This window comes from Pseudonocardia hierapolitana (genome assembly GCF_007994075.1).
Lineage (GTDB): Bacteria > Actinomycetota > Actinomycetes > Mycobacteriales > Pseudonocardiaceae > Pseudonocardia > Pseudonocardia hierapolitana.
In genome coordinates, this window is the sequence record NZ_VIWU01000001.1 from 3,465,285 (window position 1) to 3,482,591 (window position 17,307).

The following is a 17,307-nucleotide window of genomic DNA, read 5'->3' on the forward strand; positions in this document are numbered from 1 at the left end:
TCCTTGCTGGAATGCCATTACAGCATCAGGTTACATCACCAAGATAAACAACGATCTTCAACACGCCGATCCGCCCGCTCGACCTGCGCCTCACGCGTCGCCGCGGGTCGCCTCCGCCCACCGCACGGACCACGCCCGCAGGGGCGCGATCGCGTCGCCCAGGTCCTCCCCGAGCGGCGTCAGGCGATGGGCCCTGTTCTCGTCCTGCTCGACGAGGCCGGCCGCGCGGAGCTCACCGAGGCGGGTGTTGAGCACCGTCGGGGACAGCCCGTCGCACCGCTCCTGCAACGCCCTGAAGCCGACGGCCCCGTCCCGCAGCTCCCACAGGATTCGCAGCGCCCACCGGCGGCCGAGCAGGTCGAAGGCCGCCATGATCGGGCGGCCGGTCCGCGATCCGCGGACGGGCGAGCCGGGGAGGGGCGGTGGTGCGTCATCCACGGCGACCATTGTCCCCGGACGAGCACCTGCGCTACGAAGTACGTAGCGAGAGGGGGGCGCGGTGCGCATTGTGGGGGTCCGGGAACGGACGGTGCCGATCTCGCGCTACGCCACCGGCGAGGCCATCGGGGGCGACCTCGACACCACGGCGGTCGCGGTGGTCACCGACGTCCTCCGGGACGGCGAGCCGATCGTCGGCTTCGGTTTCTCGTCCGTCGGGCGGTTCGGGCAAGGCGGGTTGATCCGCGACCGGTTCGCGCCACGCCTCCTCGCCGCGGCCGACGAGGTGGCGTCGGCCGCGGGCGACAACATCGATCCCTTCCGGGCATGGGACCGCATGATGAGGGCGGAGAAGCCCGGGGGCCACGGTGAGCGGTGCGTCGCCGTCGGGACGCTGGACATGGCCCTCTGGGACGCGGCGGCCAAGATCGCCGACCGGCCGCTGCACGCGTTCCTCACCCACGCGACCGGGGCGAGCGGACCCGCCGCCCGCGTTCCCGTCTACGCGGGCGGCGGCTACTACTTCCCCGAGGACGACGTCGACCGCCTCACCGACGAGGTGCGCGGGTTCCTCGACCAGGGCCACACCCACGTCAAGATCAAGATCGGGGGCCGCACGCTCGGCGAGGACCTCGAGCGGATCGAGGCCGTCCTGGCGGTGCTCCCGAGCGCGGATCGCCTCGCGGTGGACGCCATGAACCGCTACGACCCCGACCAGGCGGTCCGGGTGGCGTGCGCGCTGGCCCCGTACGGGCTCCGGTGGTTCGAGGACGTGTGCGACCCGCTCGACTTCGCAGCACACGCGCGGATCGCCGAGCACTACGCGCCACCGCTCGCGGCGGGCGAAGCACTGTTCTCGGCCGCGGACGCGCAGAACCTCGCTCGCCACGGCGGCCTGCGACCTGACCGGGACGTGCTGGTCTTCGACCCGGCACACTGCTACGGCCTGCCCGGCTTCCTGCAGATCGTGCAGGTCATGGAAGCCGCGGGATGGGGCCGCGGCGCCTTCCAGCCGCACGGCGGGCACCTGTTCTCGCTGCACATCGCGGCGGCGCTCGGCCTCGGCGGGAGTGAGGCGAACCCGCACAACTTCCAGCCCTTCGGCGGGTTCGCCGACGCCGCGGTCGTCGAGGACGGCCACGTCCGGCCGCCCGATGCTCCGGGGATCGGCTTCGAGACCCGGTCAGACCTGTTCGCCCTGTTCCGTTCGTTGCTCTGACCAGGGGAAGCGCGGGGCCCACGGCTCGAGCGGCAGGCGCATCGACGTGATGACCGTGGACAGGGTCCGGTACCAGCCGCAGAGGACGATCAGCTCGAGCAGCTGGGCCGGCTCGAGGATCGCGGCGAGCTCCTGCCAGGTCCGGTCGCTCAGCTGCCCGTCGTCGGCGAGCTCGTCGGCCGCCGTGACCAGCAAGCGCGTGTGCTGGTCGAAGGCAGGCGAATCGGCAGGCCCGGTCGCCAGGGCTCCCAGCACGGCCTCGTCGAGCCCGACCGACGGACCGAAGACGACCGCGTGCACCCCCCACTCGTACTCGGCGCCCGCCCGCGCCGTGGTGCGCGCGATGAGCACCTCGCGGTCCCTGGCCGGCAGCAGTCCCTTGTTGAGCAGCCCGGACGCCATCGGCCGCATCCGATCTGCGAGGTCGCGATGGATCGCGAGCACCCGGAACAGCAGCAGCGGGTCGAACGGGACGTCCGGTGGCATCAGCTTGCCGAGCAGCCGCTCGACGTCCTCGTCGTAGGGAGGGTGCAGCGGGGCGAGTCGCGGTTCCATCTCCCCGATGATACTGATTACGTAGCAACCTCGCGGATCTCGCCGAGGGTCCTCGGCTGCGTCAGCCGCCAGTGGTTGCCGAACGGATCGCGGAACGCGGCATCGATCCCGTAGAACCGCTCCTCGGGCTCCTCGGTGAACTCGACACCCCGCGCCTTCAGCTCCTCGTAGGTCGCCCGGCAGTCGTCCGTCCGGAGGGCACCGAGCCCCAGGTAGCCGCGGGCGACCAGGCTCCGCAGCTGCCCGGCGATCGGCTCCTCGACCACCGGCGGCTCCGGCACGACCAGCATCATCGGCATGTCGGAGCAGCCGGGCGGGTGGACGGTCAGCCAGCGGAAGCCGTCCATCTCGCGGTCGATGCCCACCTCGAAGCCGAGCACGTCCACGTAGAAGCGCTTGGCCTCGTCGAGGTCGAGGACGTTCAGGCAGACCAGAGCGAATCCCGTGATCATGGCCGTCGAGCGTAGGCCGTGACCTCGTGGACGGCCGCGGCCAGCGCGTCCGGCGCCACGTCGTGGGTCTGGCCGGGCAGCTCGCCGTAGGTCGCACCGGGGATCGCGTCCGCGGCCGTCCTGCCGGCGGCGCGGAACCAGTCCGGACTCCCACCGCCGGTGAACACCGCGGTCGGAACGGTGATCGTGGCGAACCGCTCGCCGGGGATGCTCCCGTCACCCATCACGGCGGCGTCGTACGCGAGCGTCGGCGCGAGCTTCTCGCCCTGTGCCCAGTACGGCGACCGCCGGATGCCGGCGATCGCCTCTGCCGGCAGGCCGACCACGGTCATGAACAGCTCCAGCGCGTCGCCACGTCGCCCCTCGGCCAGCAGGGCGCGGATCCGCTCGGCGTACTCGCGCGCCGCCCGCTGTGCGGCCGCGTCGAGCCGGAACGGGGGCTCCCACATCACGAGGTGCCCGATTCGCAGTCCGGATGCCGCGGCGTGCGCCGCGAGCACCGCGCCCGACGAGAGGCCGACGACCAGGGCCGAGCCGCCCGCCGCGGCGAGCAGGATCTCCAGGTCCTCGATCTCGCGCTCGACGGCGTACGGCAGCGTGTCGGTGCTGTCGCCGCGGCCGCGACGGTCGTAGTTGAGCACGGTGAAGTGGGCGCCGAGGCCTTCCGCGATACGAGCGTCGACAGCACGGTCGCACGAGGCTCCCGCCACGAGTACCAGCGGCGGCCCCGCGCCGATCTGGTCGAAGGCGATGGTCGTTCCGTCTGCCGAGGTCACGGTCTCCATGCCGGGGACGCTACGAGCGCGACCACCGCGGCTGCTTCTCCAAAACCGCTCAACCCGCGGGGCGCGTGTACCGCCGGACCAGGCAGGAGGGGACGGTCGCGAGCTCGTCGTGGCCCGCCCGGTTGCGGTAGGACGAGGGGCTCTCGCCGACGAAACGGCGGAACTGGGTGCTGAACGAGCCGAGGCTGGTGAACCCGACGGCGAGGCAGACCTCCGTGACGGGCAGCTCGCCCGCGCGCAGCAACGCCTTGGCCCGCTCCATCCTCCTGCGGAGGAGGTAGCGATGGGGTGTCTCACCGAAGGCGGCCTTGAACGACCGGCTGAAGTAGTCCTCGGAGACGTGGGCGCTGCGAGCGAGCGCAGGCACGTCGAGCGGCCCGGCGAAGGCACGGTCGATCAGGTCCCGCACCCGCAGCAGGTGCCGGGAGAGCGGGATCGCCTGCGTCACCGGCCTGACGGTACTCAGGATTCCCGCCATGCGGCGGTGATCCGGAGCCGCTCGTGCCACAGGGCCTCGGCGGCGCCACCGGGCTCCCACTCGCGCGTGAAGTCGGCGAGCTCGGCACACCGCTCGACCATCGCCGCCTGCCGGTCCCGCCACGGGAACGACGTTCCATACCGCGAGTACAGCTCCGGGATCGCGGCCTTGTCGCCGGGGTGGTGCATCCGCACGATCCACTCGCACCACGCGAGGTCGACCACCGGCTCGACGCGGCAGGACGAGGAGAACTCCCAGTCCAGAACGGCCGTGGTCTGCAGTGAGTCCGGGTCGAGCAGCGTGTTGTTGGGCCCGAAGTCGCCGTGTGCGAAGCCGGCCGCGTGAATCTGGCGCAGGACGGCTCCGCACGCCGCGAGCACCCGGTCGGCACATCCCGCGGCGATCAGGTCCTGACCGTGGTCACCCGCCACGAACTCCAGCGTGAGGGAGCCGGGCGCACGCCCTAGGACGGCGGGGACGGGGACGCGCCCGGCGAGGGCCGTCAACGCCACGTACTCGCGCTCGGCCCGCTCCTCCGCCCGAGGACCTGCGTACGTCTTGAGGACCGTAGCGCCATGACCGACGGTGGTGTTGGTGTAACCGTGCTTCAGCGCCGGACGCCGGAGAGCTCGCCGAGCTGCTTGATCGCGTTCGTGGCGGGCCCGGTGTCGACCAGCCGGTCGATCGGCGGTGCCTCCCCGTCGAGGATGCCGAGCTGGCGCATCGTGTCGACCGTGGACCGGATCCGCTCGGGGTCCAGGCCGGTGTTCAGCGGGAAGATCTGCCGTTCCTTCAGCAGGATGTCGTACGCCTCGGAGATGATCGAGTCGTCGAAGCCGGTGGCGTCGGCGACGATGCGCACCGTCTCGTCCTTGTTGCTGTACATGTAGCGGTGCGTCTTGGTGATGGCCGTGAGCAGTCTTTCGGCCTTGTCCCGGTTGGCCTCCAACCAGGTACGGGACACGAAGAACGTGCCGTAGTGGTAGTTCGGGACGATGTCGGCGAGGTTCGCGAGCACGTGCAGGTTGCCGTAGGCGTGCGCGGCGGCGACCGCTTGCTCGGTCTGCAGGATCGCGGACTGGATGCGGCCGTCCACGAGGGCCGCCGTGTACGCCTGTGCGTCCACCGGCACGTACTGCACGTCGTTGGGCGTCAGCCCGCCCTGCTGGAGCACGAGCCTGGTCATGACCTCCCGGAACGCGCCCACCTCCTGCACTCCGAGCGGCCGGCCGCGCAGGTCGGCCGGGGTGAGGATGTCCTTCGGCGTGACCGCGGAGACCGCGAGCCGGTCGCTCGGGGCACCGATGATGACGATGTCGGTACCGCCTGCGGCGGCGTTGACCACCGGCTCGATGCTGGACGCCCCGATGTCGATCTGCCCCTCGGCGACCGCCTGCACCACGGAGACGCCCGAGCGGAAGTTCTGGATCTCGGCCGCGACGCCGTAGTCGGCCAGGAAGCCCTTCTCCTTCGCGACGAGGACGTCGGCGTTGGCGAAGCTCGTGACGCCCGTGGGCAGGCCGATCCGCAGGATCGGAGACCCGCCCGCGGCCGCCGCCTCGGGTTCCTCGCCCAACGCTCCGCACCCCGCGGTGAGCGCGGACAGCGCGACGAAAAGGACGGCGAGCAACCGCCGCGGTCGTGACGACATGGAAACCTCTCAGTCTCTCGCCGACCAGCGGACGACGCGACGCTCGATGAACTCGAGGAGCGCGGTGAGGAGCACACCGAGGGCCGCGATCACGAGGATGGGCACGAACGTGCGGTCGGTCTGGAAGCTGTTGGCGTTGGTGACGATCAGATAGCCGAGCCCGGAGAAGGCCGTGAAGAACTCGGCCACGATGACGCCGATCAGCGCCCGCCCGATCGCGAGCCGCAGGCCCGTGACCACGTACGGCAGCGCCGACGGGAGGATGAGGTCGAACCACATCCGGCGCTCACCGGAGCAGAACGAGCGCGCCACCTCGACGAGCTCGCGGTCGACCTCCTGCACCCCGCGCATCGTGTTGATCAGCACGGGGAAGAGCACGAAGAGGAGCACCACCACCGTCTTGGCGGTGGGCCCGAACCCGAACCAGACGACGATCACGGGGATCAGCGCCACGGTCGGGGTGGCGTACAGCGCGTTGAGCGGCAGCTCGATCAGCGTGGCGAAGACCTGGTTGCGGCCGGCGGCGAGGCCGATCACGAGCCCCGCCGTGACGCCGATCAGCGAGCCGACGCCCAGTACGACGAAGCTCTCCCCCATCGCCTTCGTCAGCGTGCCGTCCGCGACCATCTCGAATGCCGCGCCGATGATCGCGGTCGGGGAGGAGAGCAACACGGGGTTGATCGCGTTGCCGTAGATCTCCCACGCCACCGCGATCGCGAGCAGCGAACCGAGCCGCAGCGCCCATTTCGTCGTGGGCGAGAGCGATCCGCGCGTTCCGCGTGCCGGTTTGCGGGGTCGCGCCCGCGTGCCGGGGCTCGCCGCTCCGGGCTGCTCGGAGAGGGTCGTCATGCCTCCTCCATGGCGCGGTCGGTGCCGCCCTGAAGGGCGTTCCACAGCTGCTCGCGCAGGTCGGTGTACGACTCGTGGGAGCGCACCGAGCGGGCCGAACGCGGCCGGGGGATGGACACCGGGACCTCCAGAGCGATGCGCCCGGGCGGGCCGGCGATCACGACGATCCGGTCCGCCATCAGGATGGCCTCGTCGACGTCGTGGGTGATCAGCATCGCCGACATGCCCTCGTTGCGCTCCCAGAGCTGCAACACCTCGTTCTGCAGCACCTCACGGGTGATCGCGTCGACGGCGCTGAACGGCTCGTCGAGCAGCAACAGCTCGGGTTCCATCGACAATGCGCGCGCGATGCCCACGCGCTGCTTCATCCCACCCGAGAGCTGATGGGGATAACGGTGCTGGGCATCGGTGAGATTCATGATCTTCAGCAGCTCGTCGACGCGCTCACCGTAGCCGCTGCGGGACTGCACGCGAAGCCCGTACTCGACGTTCGCCCGCACCGTCTTCCACGGGAAGAGCCCGAAGTGCTGGAAGACCATCGAGATCCGGGGCGTGGGCCCGACGATCTCCTCGCCGTCCAGCCGCACAGATCCCCCCGCGGGTCGCAGCAAGCCGCCCACGGATCGCAGCAAGGTGGTCTTTCCGCCACCTGACGTGCCGATGATGCACAGGAACTCGTGCTCGTCGACGGTGAGCTCGATGTCGTCGAGGATGTGGTTACCCCCGAGCGACACGGACAGGTGGTCGACGACGACCTTGGGCTTCGTTGCGTTCATCGGCCCCCCGCGGGCGTACCCTGCTCTGCTGATGTAGGCGAAGACTACAACGAGTCGCAGAAACGCTTTACATTCGGTGCACCGTACGGCCGTTCGAGTTGTACTGTCAACATCGCGGTAACGCACTGATATCGATCCGATGCTGAGGAAACCAGTCATTTTCCCACAGCCGGCCATACCGGTCGACATCGGCCCCCGGTGACCACGGCGTGAATTGCCCGCGAATTCATTCGGTCGACGACTCGGGTTCCTCGGTGCGATCACCCGCCCGGCGGCCTCCCGGATCCGGCCGGTTCCGGCCCCCCGTCGGACAGTGCGGCGCGGAGCAACGCGCGCGCCGTCCACCGCATCGTCGACGCGGCCTCCTCTCGCGCGAGCCCGCCGACATCCACCATCCAGACGAACGCCTCGATGCCGGTGGCGGCTCGAATCGCCGTGGCGAGACGGGTGCGGTCCAACCCGGGGTGCGAGGACGCGAGCGGCGCGAGGGCGTCCTCGAGCCAGCCGATGACGCGGCCGCGGCGCAGCACCGGCCCGGTCGGCTCCTGCCCCGGCTCCAGCGACATCCGCAGCGAGGCGCGCAGCTGCGGTTCCCAGTCGAGCACGATGCGCGTGGTCTCGGCGACGACGAGCTCGAGCCGTTCCTCCGGGTCGTCGGGCGGGTCGTCGGGGAGCAGCGACGTTCGATCGATCTCCGGGTGGGCGGCTCCGATCAGCGCGCGCTGGTTGGGGAAGTAACGGTAGGCGGTGGTGCGCGAGACAGCCGCGTGTGCGGCCGCTTCCTCGACAGTCGGTGTGACGCCCGTGGCCAGCAGTTCGCGCGCGGCGACGACGAGCGCCTCCCTGGTGCGTGCCTTCTGGTTGCGCCGCCCGGTCTGCTCGTAGGGGATTGCCATCGCGCTTCACGGTACCGTACTGTCCTTCGTGGCACTCCAGTCCCATGAAGGGGGCATCATGTGCAGTGACCCCGTGAAAACGGATCCCGATCTCTACTCGGTCGTGTTCGAGAACGAGCGGGTGCGGGTGCTGGAGTACCGCGACCACCCTGGTGACCGGACGTCGTCGCACAGCCATCCGGACATGGTGATCATCCCGCTGGCCACCTTCCGGCGCCGTCTCACCGTGGACGGGCGCACCGTCGAGGTCGAGAAGGTGGTGCACGACGCCGGTTGGGTGCCTGCACAGACCCACGCGGGCGAGAACATCGGCACCACGGACTCCCATGCGCTCTTCGTCGAGCTCAAGTGAACCTCAGCGCCGACCTACCCCCACCCAGCTGATCCCGGCTCGCCGCAGCACGTCGGGGTCGAGCAGGTTGCGGCAGTCGACCACCACCCGCCCGGCGAGCGCCCCGGCCACCGCGCCCCAGTCCAGCGACCGGAACTCGGGCCATTCGGTCAGCACCACCAGCGCGTCCGCGTCCTTGGCGGCCCGCAGCGGCTCGTCTGCCACCGTGACGTCGTCGGTGACGCCGGGAACGGCCGCGGGGCAGCCGGGGTCGTATGCCGTGAGCTCGGCGCCGCCCTCCCTCAACAGCCGCGCGACGGCGAGGGCGGGCGAGTCGCGCAGGTCGTCGGTGCCCGCCTTGAACGTGAGCCCGAGCAGGCCCAGCCGCGCTCCACGAAGGTCGCCGCCCACGGCGTCGGCGATCTTCTCGACGACGATGCGGCGCTGCCGCTCGTTGGTGGCGATGCTCGCGCTCACCAGCGGCAACTCGATCCCGGCCGCGGCCGCCACCTGCACCAACGCGTTGGTGTCCTTCGGCAGGCAGGACCCGCCCCAGCCGGGCCCCGGCTGCAGGAACGCCTGCCCGATCCGCCGGTCGTGCCCCATGCCCTCGGTGACGTCCGCGACGTCGGCGCCGAGCACGTCGCACAGCTCGGCGATCGCGTTGACGTACGACAGCTTCATGGCCAGGAAGCTGTTGGCCGCGTACTTCACCATCTCCGCGCTGGCCGCGTCGGTGAGCACGGTCGGAGCGCCGAGCCGCGCGTAGAGCGCCGCGACCCGCTCAGCGGCGTCCTGCGCGTCGCTGCCGACGACGATCCGGTCCGGGTGCAGGAAGTCGTGCACCGCCGAGCCCTCGCGCAGGAACTCCGGGTTGCTCACCACGGCCACGTCGCGGCGGTTCAGCAGCTTCCGGGTGGCCTCCGCCGTGCCGACGGGCACCGTCGACTTGTTGACGACGACGCATCCGGCCGGAAGCAGGTGCCTGATCTCCGCCGCGACGGCGCGCACCGCGGCCAGGTCGGCCGCGCCGCCCTCGCCCATCGGGGTGGGCACGCAGAGGAAGACCACCTCGACCGCCTCGCCGTCGCGCCCCGCCACCGCATCCCGCGCGCCGAGCACGAACTCGAGCCGCCCCGCGGCCTGGTTCTCGGCCACCAGTTCGGGCAGCCCCGGCTCCAAAATGTCGACGACGCCGCGTCGCAGCCGCTCCACCTTCGCCTCGTCGACGTCCGCGCAGACCACGCGGTGTCCGAGGGAGGCGAGGCAGGCGCCCGTCGTGAGACCCACGTAGCCGGAACCGATCACAGCGATGCGCCGGGCGAACATGCTCGGCACGCTGCCCCCGCCGGATGGCCGCCCGTTGGATGGGCGGCGGCGCACCGATGAAACGCCGAGGGCCATTTGCCAGCGGCCGCCTACACTGCGATCACCGCTTCGGTGCGCGGACGGCCGCATACGGCCGCGAACGCACCCGGCTGACGATCATGCTGTCCAACATCACCATTCGGGTGCAGGAATGGCCACATCGGGCCGCAGATGAACCCACCCGACGATCACGGCCCAGCCGCGACCTACAGGTCGGAGGCCAGCGGGACCTGCTTGACGGCCGGCGACGTCATCCACTCCCGCAGGGCCTGGGTGGCGTGGACGTCGTCGGCGTTGTAGGCGAGCAGCCGCTCGCGCTGCTGCGGGTCGGGAGGAGCGCCGTCCATCCCGACGGCGTGGCGGTACCAGCGCATCGAGTTCTCCCCGCCGGCCTCCGAATCACGCCAGGCGAAGCCGGCGGCAGGGGCGATCCGCTTGAGCCCCTTGCCCTGTGCGCACAGGAACCAGTCGCTGACCACGGCGAACAGGTCGATCCAGCCGGGATGGCCGATGAACTCCTCCACCTCGGCCAGCGGCGGGATGCCGGGCATGCCGGCGAACCGGGTGGCCGAGGCGATGAGCCAGCGGTTCTCCGCCTGCTCGTTGTAGCAGTAGGCGGCGAAGCTGCGCCCGGTGGCGGCGGCCCGCGCCCGCACCCCGGAGAACCACGTCCAGAACCCGGCGAACGAGCGCGCCTCGTCCTGCGTGGGCACCGGATCCCACGTGGCGAAGGCGCGGTACCCGTCGGGCTCGTCATCGGCCAGCCGGCCACCCGGGTGGCGCAGCAACGCGCCCCAGAGGTAGGCGCCCGCTTCGCCGAAGCTCTCCATGTCGACGTCGACCTCGATGTCGGCCCGCGGCACCTCGACCTCCGCCACGCGGCGCACCACCGCGAGCCCGCGCAGGCGCGCCCGGGCGAGCGCCACGAGGTCGGCGAACGGCAGCCCCGGCACCTCCACGGGCGGCTCCGCCGTGGGGTCGAGCGCAGCGAGCTCGGCGACGGTGCCCACCCCGACCTCGCGCAGGACGCCTGCGAACTCCCCGCGGACCACGAGGCTGACGTCCTCCGCTCGCTCCAGCACCGCCTCGCAGGTGGGCCACCACGGGCACCGCCGGCACTCGGTGATGCGCGACGGCTCGGCCAGCGCGGGCGCGCCGGTGGCGGCCGCGGTGGCCACGGCCATGCGATCGGCGAACCGGGCGTCGTACTCGGCCAGGGTGGAGCGCCCGCCGGGCCAGTGACCTGCGCGCAGGTCGTGCCACAGGACGACGTCGGCGTCGAGCCCGATGACCCCGCCGTGATCGCCGTGCCGCTGCCGGGGTGCCGCTGCCCAGCCCGCGGTGTGGAGCATGCGGTTGAGATGGGCGAGACGCAGCAGGTCACGCGGCTGCGAGCGCACCTTGCGCTGCTCGTCGAGGCCGGCGTGCTGCGGCCATGGGGACTCGAGCGCCGCCGTGAGCGCGCCGGTGCCGGGATCGGTGATGCGGTGGCGCACGACGATGACGGGCACGTATCCGCCGCCCGGCACCCGGACCAGCAGCTCCGGGCTCCCCCGGCGGCCCACGGCGCGATCGGCGGGCAGCGCGGCCCCCCAGATGAGCCGGGCGCCCGACGCCACGGCTCGGGCGGTGGCCTCGACCCGCTCTGCGGCCGGCAGCCCCGCCGGTATCGCACACCACTCGTCGGCCAGATCCGCTGCCAATCGCGCACCGATGTGCTCACGGTGGGCGGCGGCGTCGGCGCGGCGCTGTTCCAGCGCCGGATCCGGCATGGCCCGGGGTGCCGAGGCCGCCTCCGGGTCGTGGTCGAGGTGAACGCGGCGGCGACAGCGCGTGGTGGCCGCCGCGTCGAGGACCGGCCCGCTGGTGGGCTCCACCGCGGGGAACCGGTTCTCGATCGCCGTCACGTACCAAAGGGTAATGACACGTGCCGACAGTTCGGCGCGGATCGGCGGTCGCGCGGGGTAAGCCTCACCGCATCGGGACCCCGCCGCCGTTCCGCCTGCCGAGCGGCGCGGCACTAGGCTCCCGATCACAAGGGGCCGGGTACGAGGAGGGCGAGCGGATGGGGCTGCGGCGACACCGATCGACGCCCGAAGCGGGCGACGCGATCGAGAACACCGTCCGCCGCGCGCGCAAGCCGCTCACCGCGGCGCGGGCCAAGCGCATGATCGGGGTGGGCAAGGCCGTCGCGCCGCTGCTCGCGCCCTACGCGCTCGCCGCCGCCGCGGTCGCGCGCACCCGCTGGGACGCCTACCGGGCCGCTCGCCTCGGGGTGGAGCCCGGCCAGCTGGCCGCGTACTCCGGTCCGGGCGGCGCGCTGCACGCCCGCCTCTCCCGGATCGCGGAAGCCCTCGACCGGCTCGAGTCCGGGGCCGAGGCGCGCGGCACCGACGCGGCCCGGCGCTTCGCCGTCGAGATCCGCCCGCGCCTCGCCGACCTGGCCGTCGCCGTGCGCGCCGCCGAGCAGATGCCGGCGCCGCGTCGCCGCACGGCCTACCGGTCCATCGGTGCCGAGCTGGACCGCCTCGAGATTGCCCTGCTCAACCACCTCGGCGTGGGGGGGTAGCGGCCAACCGGCGCTCCCGGACGTCCGCCGGACGGGCGCGCTGGCCCCGGCACGCGCGTGGCGTCTACCGTCGTGCCCCGTGACGTGCGGTCCGGGCGGTGGTGTGCTCCGGGGTGCCGTCCTGGCCGGGTTCAGCGCGTTGCTCGCGGCCGTCGGGCACGCGGCGGGTGGGGGCACACTCCCCGACCTTGCGGTGCTCGTACCGGTGCTGCCCCTGCTCGCGTGGACCTTCACCGGCACGGCGAGCCGTTGCCGGAGCCTGGTGGGTACGACCGGCGTACTCGCCGTGGGGCAGTTCGTCCTCCACAACGCGATCGAGCTGCTGCACCCGTCCCACCCGGGCTCGTCGATGCTCGCGACGCACGCGGTGGCCACCGTGGTGACGGCGCTCGCCCTGCGCCACGCCGACCGCGGTGCCGCCGCGTTGACGGCGGCGCTGCGGCGGGTGCTGCCGCGGCGGACCGCGCCGCCCCCTGCCGATCGACCGCTCCCGACGCTCGCGGTACCCGGGCCCGCGGTGCCCGCGCGGCTCGCCCGTGCCTTCGCGGTGGCCGACGCCCGGCGTGGCCCTCCGGTGGCGTGCTGACCCCGAGTCCGCACGCCCTCGACCACCCACCGGAGAGCATCCATGCCCTCGTACACCCACCGGCGCGCGCTGCGCGTCGGCACCGTCACCCTCCTCGCCGGGCTCGCGCTGTTGCTCGGCGCGGCACCCGCGTTGGCGCACACCCGCTTGCAGGGCAGCGACCCGAGTGACGGTGCCAGCCTCGACACCGCCCCCGAGCACGTCGCGCTGACCTTCAACGAGGAGATGACGCCGGAGTTCAGCACGATCACCGTCGTCGGCCCGGACGGCGCCCGCTACGAGACCGGCGCGGTCGGCGCGGAGGGCGGCACGGTCAGCAGCGCGCTGCTCCCGCTCGGCCCCGCGGGCCAGTACAAGATCGGTTACCGGGTGGTGTCGGCGGACGGCCACCCGGTCTCCGGTGAGGTCTCCTTCACGCTCACCACCCCGGGTCCTGCGGCGTCCGCCCCCGCACCTGCGCCCTCCGCCGCCCCCGCGGCCGCGCCCGCCCCGGAGACGGCGGCCGCAGCGCCGGCCGAGAGCGATGGCGGCACGCCGGTGTGGCCGTGGATCGTCGGCGCCGTCGTGCTCGTCGGGGGCGGCGTCGTCGCGGCGCTCCGGCTGGGTCGCGGATGACCGCGCCGACCGCGGGCCCGCGCTCGCTCGACCGGCTGCGCCCGGTCGGGTGGGCCGGTCTCGCGGTCGGTGCCGCGCTGGCGGCGAGTGCGCTCACCGGAGCGCTTGCGAGCACGTCGCTGCCGGTGCTCGTCGGGACGTCGGTCACGCGGTCCGGGATGAACGTCGCGGGCGTGGCGTGCGTCGGGCTCACCCTGATCGCGCTGCTGCTGCCGGCCGCCCGTCATGTGCCGGGTTCCGCGCTGCGCACCCTCGACCAGGTGCGAGCCGTCGCCGACCGTGCGCTGGTCGCGATGGCGGGGGCGTGGCTGGTGCTCGTGCTGGTCGGAATCATGTTCCGCAGCGCGGATGCGTTCGGCAGGCCGCTCGGGCAGCTGGCCGGCGGGGAGATCGGCAGCTTCGTCACCCGACTGGCCGGCGGGCGGGGGCTGGCGCTCACCGCGGTCTGCACGGCGGCGCTCCTCGTCTGCGCGGCGCTGCGGCTGCGCGACCGCGCGCTCGTCCAGGCCCGGGTGCCGCTGGTGGCCGCGCTGCTGGGTCTGGTCACCCCTGCGGTCACCGGGCACGCCGGCACCCATCCCGACCACCAGCTCGCGATCATGTCGATCGGGGTGCACGTGGTCGGGGCCGCGCTCTGGGTGGGCGGGCTGGCGGTCGTGCTCGTGCTCGTGGCGCGCCACCGTGCCCTGCTCGAGCCCGTCCTGCCGCGCTTCTCGCGGCTCGCCGGCTGGTGCCTCGGCGCGGTCACGCTGACCGGCCTGCTCACCGCAGTGATCCGGCTCGAGACCTGGGACGCGCTCCTCGGCACGCGCTACGGCGTGCTGGTGATCGCGAAGGCCGCGTGCCTCGTGCTGCTCGGCCTCCTCGGCGGGATCGCCCGGCGCAGGCTCGCCGCCGGACGCACCCCGGTGCTGCGCTGGGCAGGCGTCGAGGTGGCGGTCATGGCCGCCACCCTCGGCATCGCGGCCGCGCTCTCCCAGTCAGCCTGACCCGGATCGGTAGGTCTCCAGCAGGCGCAGCCACACCTCGCTCATCGTGGGGAACGCCGGCACGGCGTGCCAGAGCCGGTCCAGCGGCACCTCGCCCACGATCGCGATGGTGGCGGCGTGGATCATCTCGGCCACGTCCTGACCCACGAATGTCGCACCGACAAGAATTCCACGGGCGGTGTCGACCACGATCCGCGCCGCACCGTCGTAGTCATCGGCCTGCAGCGACGAGCCGGCGACGGCGATCGGGATGTCGACGACCCGCACGTCGAGGCCGGCGGCGCGCGCCTGCGCCTCGGTGCGCCCCGCCGAGGCCACCTCGGGGTCGGTGAACACCACCTGCGGGACGGCGACGTGGTCGGCCGTGGCAACGTGCTCACCCCACGGCCGGCTGTCGAGCTCCTCGCCGCTCGCGCGGGCGCCGATCACCGCGCCGACGATCCGGCCCGCGTACTTGCCCTGGTGGGTGAGCAGCGCCCGACCGGTGACGTCGCCCGCGGCGTACAGCCACTGGCCCGGGACCCCCTGGACGAGCCCGCTGTCATCCACGGCGAGTGGCTTCCCCGACTCCAGGCCCAGCGCCTCCACGCCGATCGACGAGGTGTTCGGCCGGCGCCCGGTGGCCACGAGCAGCTCGTCGACGACCACGGGGCCGTCGCTCGTGCGCAGCTCGATCTGGTCGCCCGCTGGGGCCACCGACTCGAGCGACTGCTGCAGCCGAACGTCGACGCCCTCCTCCCGCATGGCGGCGGCGACCCGCTCGCCCGCGAACGGCTCCATCGCGGGCAGCAGCCGCGGACCGCGCTGCAGGAGCACGACCTGCGAACCGAGCCGCTGGAAGGCCTGCGCCATCTCGCAGCCGACCACACCACCGCCGAGCACACCCAGCCGCGGCGGGATCTCCTTGGCCGAGGTGGCCTCGCGCGAGCCCCAGGTGCGCACGCCGTCGAGGCCCGGAACCGGCGGTGTGGTCGGAACGCTCCCCGTGCACACGACGACGGCCCGACGTGCGACGAGGGTCTCGCGCCCCGCGGGCCCGTCGACCTCGACGGCCCGCTCACCGACGAGCCTGCCCTTGCCGCGCAGCACCCGGATCCCGGCACCGGTGGCCCACTGCACCTGGCTCTCGTCGTCCCAGTCGTGGGTGAACGAGTCGCGGCGCGCGAGCACGGCCGCCGGGTCGAAGTCGACCGTCGTGCCCGGGAGCCTCCGCACCGCGGCCACCGCGTGCCCGGTGCGCAACAGCGTCTTCGACGGGATGCAGGCCCAGAACGAGCACTCCCCGCCGAGCAGCTCCGACTCGACGATCAGCGCCGAGAGCCCGGCGCGGACGGCGTAGTCGGCGGCGTTCTCCCCGACCGGCCCGCCACCCAGCACGATGACATCGACATCCGCCATCACGACACCCCCGCCACGGCCTCGTGCACGTCGGTCTCCCCTTCACGTAGTTCCAGGACCTTGCCCGCGCTGCCGGGCGCGTCCAGCAGAGCGACGAGCACGGCTGCCGTATCGTCGCGGGTGACGCTGCCATGGGGCACCGGCGGAGGTGCGAGCAGCACCCTCCCGACCCCGGGGTCGTCCGTGAGCGAACCCGGCCGCAGGATCGTCCAGTCGAGGTGGTCGGCGGCCTGGATCGCCTCCTCGGCAGCCTTCTTGGCCGCGACGTACGCCGCCCAGACCTCACCACGATCCGGCGCGGGCGGGTCGTCGACGCCCGCCGAGGACACCAGCAGGTAACGGCGCACGCCCGCGATCCGCGCCGCGTCGGCGAGCAGCACGGCCGCCGCCCGGTCGACGGTGTCCTTGCGGGCCGTCCCGCTGCCCGGCCCGGCACCCGCGGCGAACACGACGGCGTCGGCGCCCTCGAGCGCAGGGGCGAGCTCGTCCGCCCGGGCCGTCTCCAGGTCCAGGACGGCGGGCGTTGCACCTGCCCGTTCGAGGTCCGGACCGTGGGCCGGGTTGCGCACCACGCCGGTCACCACGTCCCCGCGGCCGGCGAGGAGCGCGGCCAGCCGCAGCCCGATCTTCCCGTGTCCTCCTGCGATCACCACGCGCACGTGCGGGACGGTAGTCCTCCAGGGGTGCCCCGCGCCCGCACCGTCCGGGGGATCAGGCACGCGGGTTGCGACCGATGAGGCCGAGCAGCCGGTCCTGCAGCGGCGCGTCCTCGGGCACCGCGACCTCCGGGCCGAAGACCTCGACATCCGGCCCGAACGCGCCCGGGGTGCGGTAGGACTCCATCACCTCGGGCGGGATCGCCGAGGTCGACGCCCACAGCCGTTCGACGTCCGCCGGGTCCATCACCTCGTCCTGGCCGGTCGCGCGGGCGAGGTCCCAGCCGTGGAGGACGAGGTCGTCGCTCACCACCCGGTCGATCTGCTCGGCCACCGTCATCCGGCCGGTGGGCGTGTCGGCCTCCTGCCCGGAGAGCTCCGGGTCGGCGAGCACCTCCTCGACGACCGCGCGAGCGGCGCGGAAGTCCGTCACCGGATCGCCCACGGTGGGCGGTAACGACCACCCGATCGGCCTCAGCATGTAGCCGTGCATCACGACGATGTGGTCCACGACGTCGCGGGCATCCCACTTCTCGCACGGGGAGGGGTTCGTCCACTGGTCGCTCCGGACGGCGGCGACCTTGGCCTCGAACGCGTCCGCGTGCCTGCGGTAGCGATCTGCGATCTCGTTCATGCGGCAATGCTCGGATGCGGGCGGGAGGTCGTCACGCGTACCGGCCACGCGTCCGCCACCCG

21 protein-coding genes are annotated in these 17,307 nt (G+C 72.8%); 6 read left to right on the top strand and 15 right to left on the bottom strand.

The genetic code is table 11. From position 1 onward, the window contains the following. Positions 1-90 precede the first annotated feature (90 nt). Positions 91-438: a winged helix-turn-helix transcriptional regulator gene (locus FHX44_RS16515; RefSeq protein WP_246170422.1), complete on the bottom strand. Its 348-nt coding sequence runs from the start codon at positions 436-438 to the stop codon at positions 91-93. Positions 439-499: 61 nt separating this feature from the next. On the opposite strand from FHX44_RS16515, the gene FHX44_RS16520 reads away from it, so the two are divergent. Beyond that, entirely contained in the window at positions 500-1,657 is a 1,158-nt protein-coding gene (locus tag FHX44_RS16520; RefSeq protein ID WP_147256612.1) for an enolase C-terminal domain-like protein, read from the top strand. Here FHX44_RS16520 and FHX44_RS16525 read toward each other — a convergent pair. From FHX44_RS16525 to FHX44_RS16565, 9 genes are all read right to left on the bottom strand, one after another. Beyond that, positions 1,622-2,212 (bottom strand): carboxymuconolactone decarboxylase family protein, encoded by a 591-nt coding sequence (locus FHX44_RS16525; RefSeq protein WP_147256613.1) that lies wholly within the window; start codon positions 2,210-2,212, stop codon positions 1,622-1,624. The two genes, FHX44_RS16520 and FHX44_RS16525, sit on opposite strands and share 36 nt — an antisense overlap. A 17-nt stretch (positions 2,213-2,229) precedes the next feature. Further along, positions 2,230-2,664, bottom strand: a complete 435-nt coding sequence (locus tag FHX44_RS16530) for a VOC family protein (RefSeq protein WP_147256614.1) — start codon at positions 2,662-2,664, stop codon at positions 2,230-2,232. Beyond that, positions 2,661-3,449, bottom strand: a complete 789-nt coding sequence (locus FHX44_RS16535; protein WP_147256615.1) for an alpha/beta fold hydrolase — start codon at positions 3,447-3,449, stop codon at positions 2,661-2,663. Before FHX44_RS16535 ends, FHX44_RS16530 begins: the two co-directional genes overlap by 4 nt. A gap of 49 nt (positions 3,450-3,498) precedes the next feature. Further along, the gene (locus tag FHX44_RS16540) at positions 3,499-3,897 is read right to left on the bottom strand and encodes a helix-turn-helix domain-containing protein (protein WP_246170423.1); all 399 of its coding nucleotides are present in this window, start codon (positions 3,895-3,897) and stop codon (positions 3,499-3,501) included. A 14-nt stretch (positions 3,898-3,911) separates the two neighbouring features. Then, positions 3,912-4,439, bottom strand: coding sequence for a phosphotransferase (locus FHX44_RS16545; protein WP_212612512.1), 528 nt, complete (start codon positions 4,437-4,439; stop codon positions 3,912-3,914). Positions 4,440-4,534: 95 nt separating this feature from the next. Then, positions 4,535-5,578, bottom strand: coding sequence for an ABC transporter substrate-binding protein (locus tag FHX44_RS16550; protein ID WP_147256617.1), 1,044 nt, complete (start codon positions 5,576-5,578; stop codon positions 4,535-4,537). A gap of 9 nt (positions 5,579-5,587) precedes the next feature. Next, on the bottom strand, positions 5,588-6,427 hold the full coding sequence (locus FHX44_RS16555) for an ABC transporter permease (RefSeq protein WP_147256618.1): 840 nt from the start codon (positions 6,425-6,427) through the stop codon (positions 5,588-5,590). After that, positions 6,424-7,203 carry an ABC transporter ATP-binding protein gene (locus tag FHX44_RS16560; protein ID WP_170308934.1) on the bottom strand — a complete coding sequence of 260 codons (780 nt, stop codon included), beginning with the start codon at positions 7,201-7,203 and terminating at the stop codon, positions 6,424-6,426. Before FHX44_RS16560 ends, FHX44_RS16555 begins: the two co-directional genes overlap by 4 nt. A 260-nt stretch (positions 7,204-7,463) precedes the next feature. After that, positions 7,464-8,099 carry a TetR/AcrR family transcriptional regulator gene (locus FHX44_RS16565; protein WP_147256620.1) on the bottom strand — a complete coding sequence of 212 codons (636 nt, stop codon included), beginning with the start codon at positions 8,097-8,099 and terminating at the stop codon, positions 7,464-7,466. Positions 8,100-8,172: 73 nt separating this feature from the next. Between FHX44_RS16565 and FHX44_RS16570 the strand changes: the two genes are divergently transcribed. Further along, the gene (locus FHX44_RS16570; RefSeq protein WP_246170424.1) at positions 8,173-8,451 is read left to right on the top strand and encodes a cupin domain-containing protein; all 279 of its coding nucleotides are present in this window, start codon (positions 8,173-8,175) and stop codon (positions 8,449-8,451) included. 3 nt (positions 8,452-8,454) lie between these two features. Here FHX44_RS16570 and FHX44_RS16575 read toward each other — a convergent pair whose 3' ends face one another. Continuing rightward, a complete protein-coding gene (locus FHX44_RS16575; protein ID WP_147256622.1) occupies positions 8,455-9,759 on the bottom strand; it encodes a UDP-glucose dehydrogenase family protein in 1,305 nt (434 codons plus the stop codon). A 245-nt stretch (positions 9,760-10,004) separates the two neighbouring features. Further along, positions 10,005-11,705, bottom strand: coding sequence for a TM0106 family RecB-like putative nuclease (locus FHX44_RS16580; protein ID WP_246170425.1), 1,701 nt, complete (start codon positions 11,703-11,705; stop codon positions 10,005-10,007). A 158-nt stretch (positions 11,706-11,863) separates the two neighbouring features. On the opposite strand from FHX44_RS16580, the gene FHX44_RS16585 reads away from it, so the two are divergent. From FHX44_RS16585 to FHX44_RS16600, 4 genes are all read left to right on the top strand, one after another. Continuing rightward, positions 11,864-12,367: a DUF6474 family protein gene (locus FHX44_RS16585; protein WP_246170426.1), complete on the top strand. Its 504-nt coding sequence runs from the start codon at positions 11,864-11,866 to the stop codon at positions 12,365-12,367. A 79-nt stretch (positions 12,368-12,446) separates the two neighbouring features. Then, entirely contained in the window at positions 12,447-12,953 is a 507-nt protein-coding gene (locus tag FHX44_RS16590) for a hypothetical protein (protein WP_147256623.1), read from the top strand. A 42-nt stretch (positions 12,954-12,995) separates the two neighbouring features. Further along, the gene (locus tag FHX44_RS16595; protein WP_147256624.1) at positions 12,996-13,568 is read left to right on the top strand and encodes a copper resistance CopC family protein; all 573 of its coding nucleotides are present in this window, start codon (positions 12,996-12,998) and stop codon (positions 13,566-13,568) included. Next, a complete protein-coding gene (locus FHX44_RS16600; RefSeq protein WP_147256625.1) occupies positions 13,565-14,557 on the top strand; it encodes a copper resistance D family protein in 993 nt (330 codons plus the stop codon). Before FHX44_RS16595 ends, FHX44_RS16600 begins: the two co-directional genes overlap by 4 nt. Here FHX44_RS16600 and FHX44_RS16605 read toward each other — a convergent pair. Genes FHX44_RS16605 through FHX44_RS16615 form a run of 3 tightly spaced genes read right to left on the bottom strand, consistent with a single transcriptional unit; the run spans position 14,549 to position 17,245 of the window. Then, entirely contained in the window at positions 14,549-15,955 is a 1,407-nt protein-coding gene (locus tag FHX44_RS16605; RefSeq protein WP_147256626.1) for a dihydrolipoyl dehydrogenase family protein, read from the bottom strand. The two genes, FHX44_RS16600 and FHX44_RS16605, sit on opposite strands and share 9 nt — an antisense overlap. Then, positions 15,955-16,614 (bottom strand): NAD(P)H-binding protein, encoded by a 660-nt coding sequence (locus tag FHX44_RS16610; RefSeq protein WP_147256627.1) that lies wholly within the window; start codon positions 16,612-16,614, stop codon positions 15,955-15,957. Before FHX44_RS16610 ends, FHX44_RS16605 begins: the two co-directional genes overlap by 1 nt. 52 nt (positions 16,615-16,666) lie before the next feature. Next, positions 16,667-17,245, bottom strand: a complete 579-nt coding sequence (locus FHX44_RS16615) for a TIGR03086 family metal-binding protein (protein WP_147256628.1) — start codon at positions 17,243-17,245, stop codon at positions 16,667-16,669. Positions 17,246-17,307 lie beyond the last annotated feature (62 nt).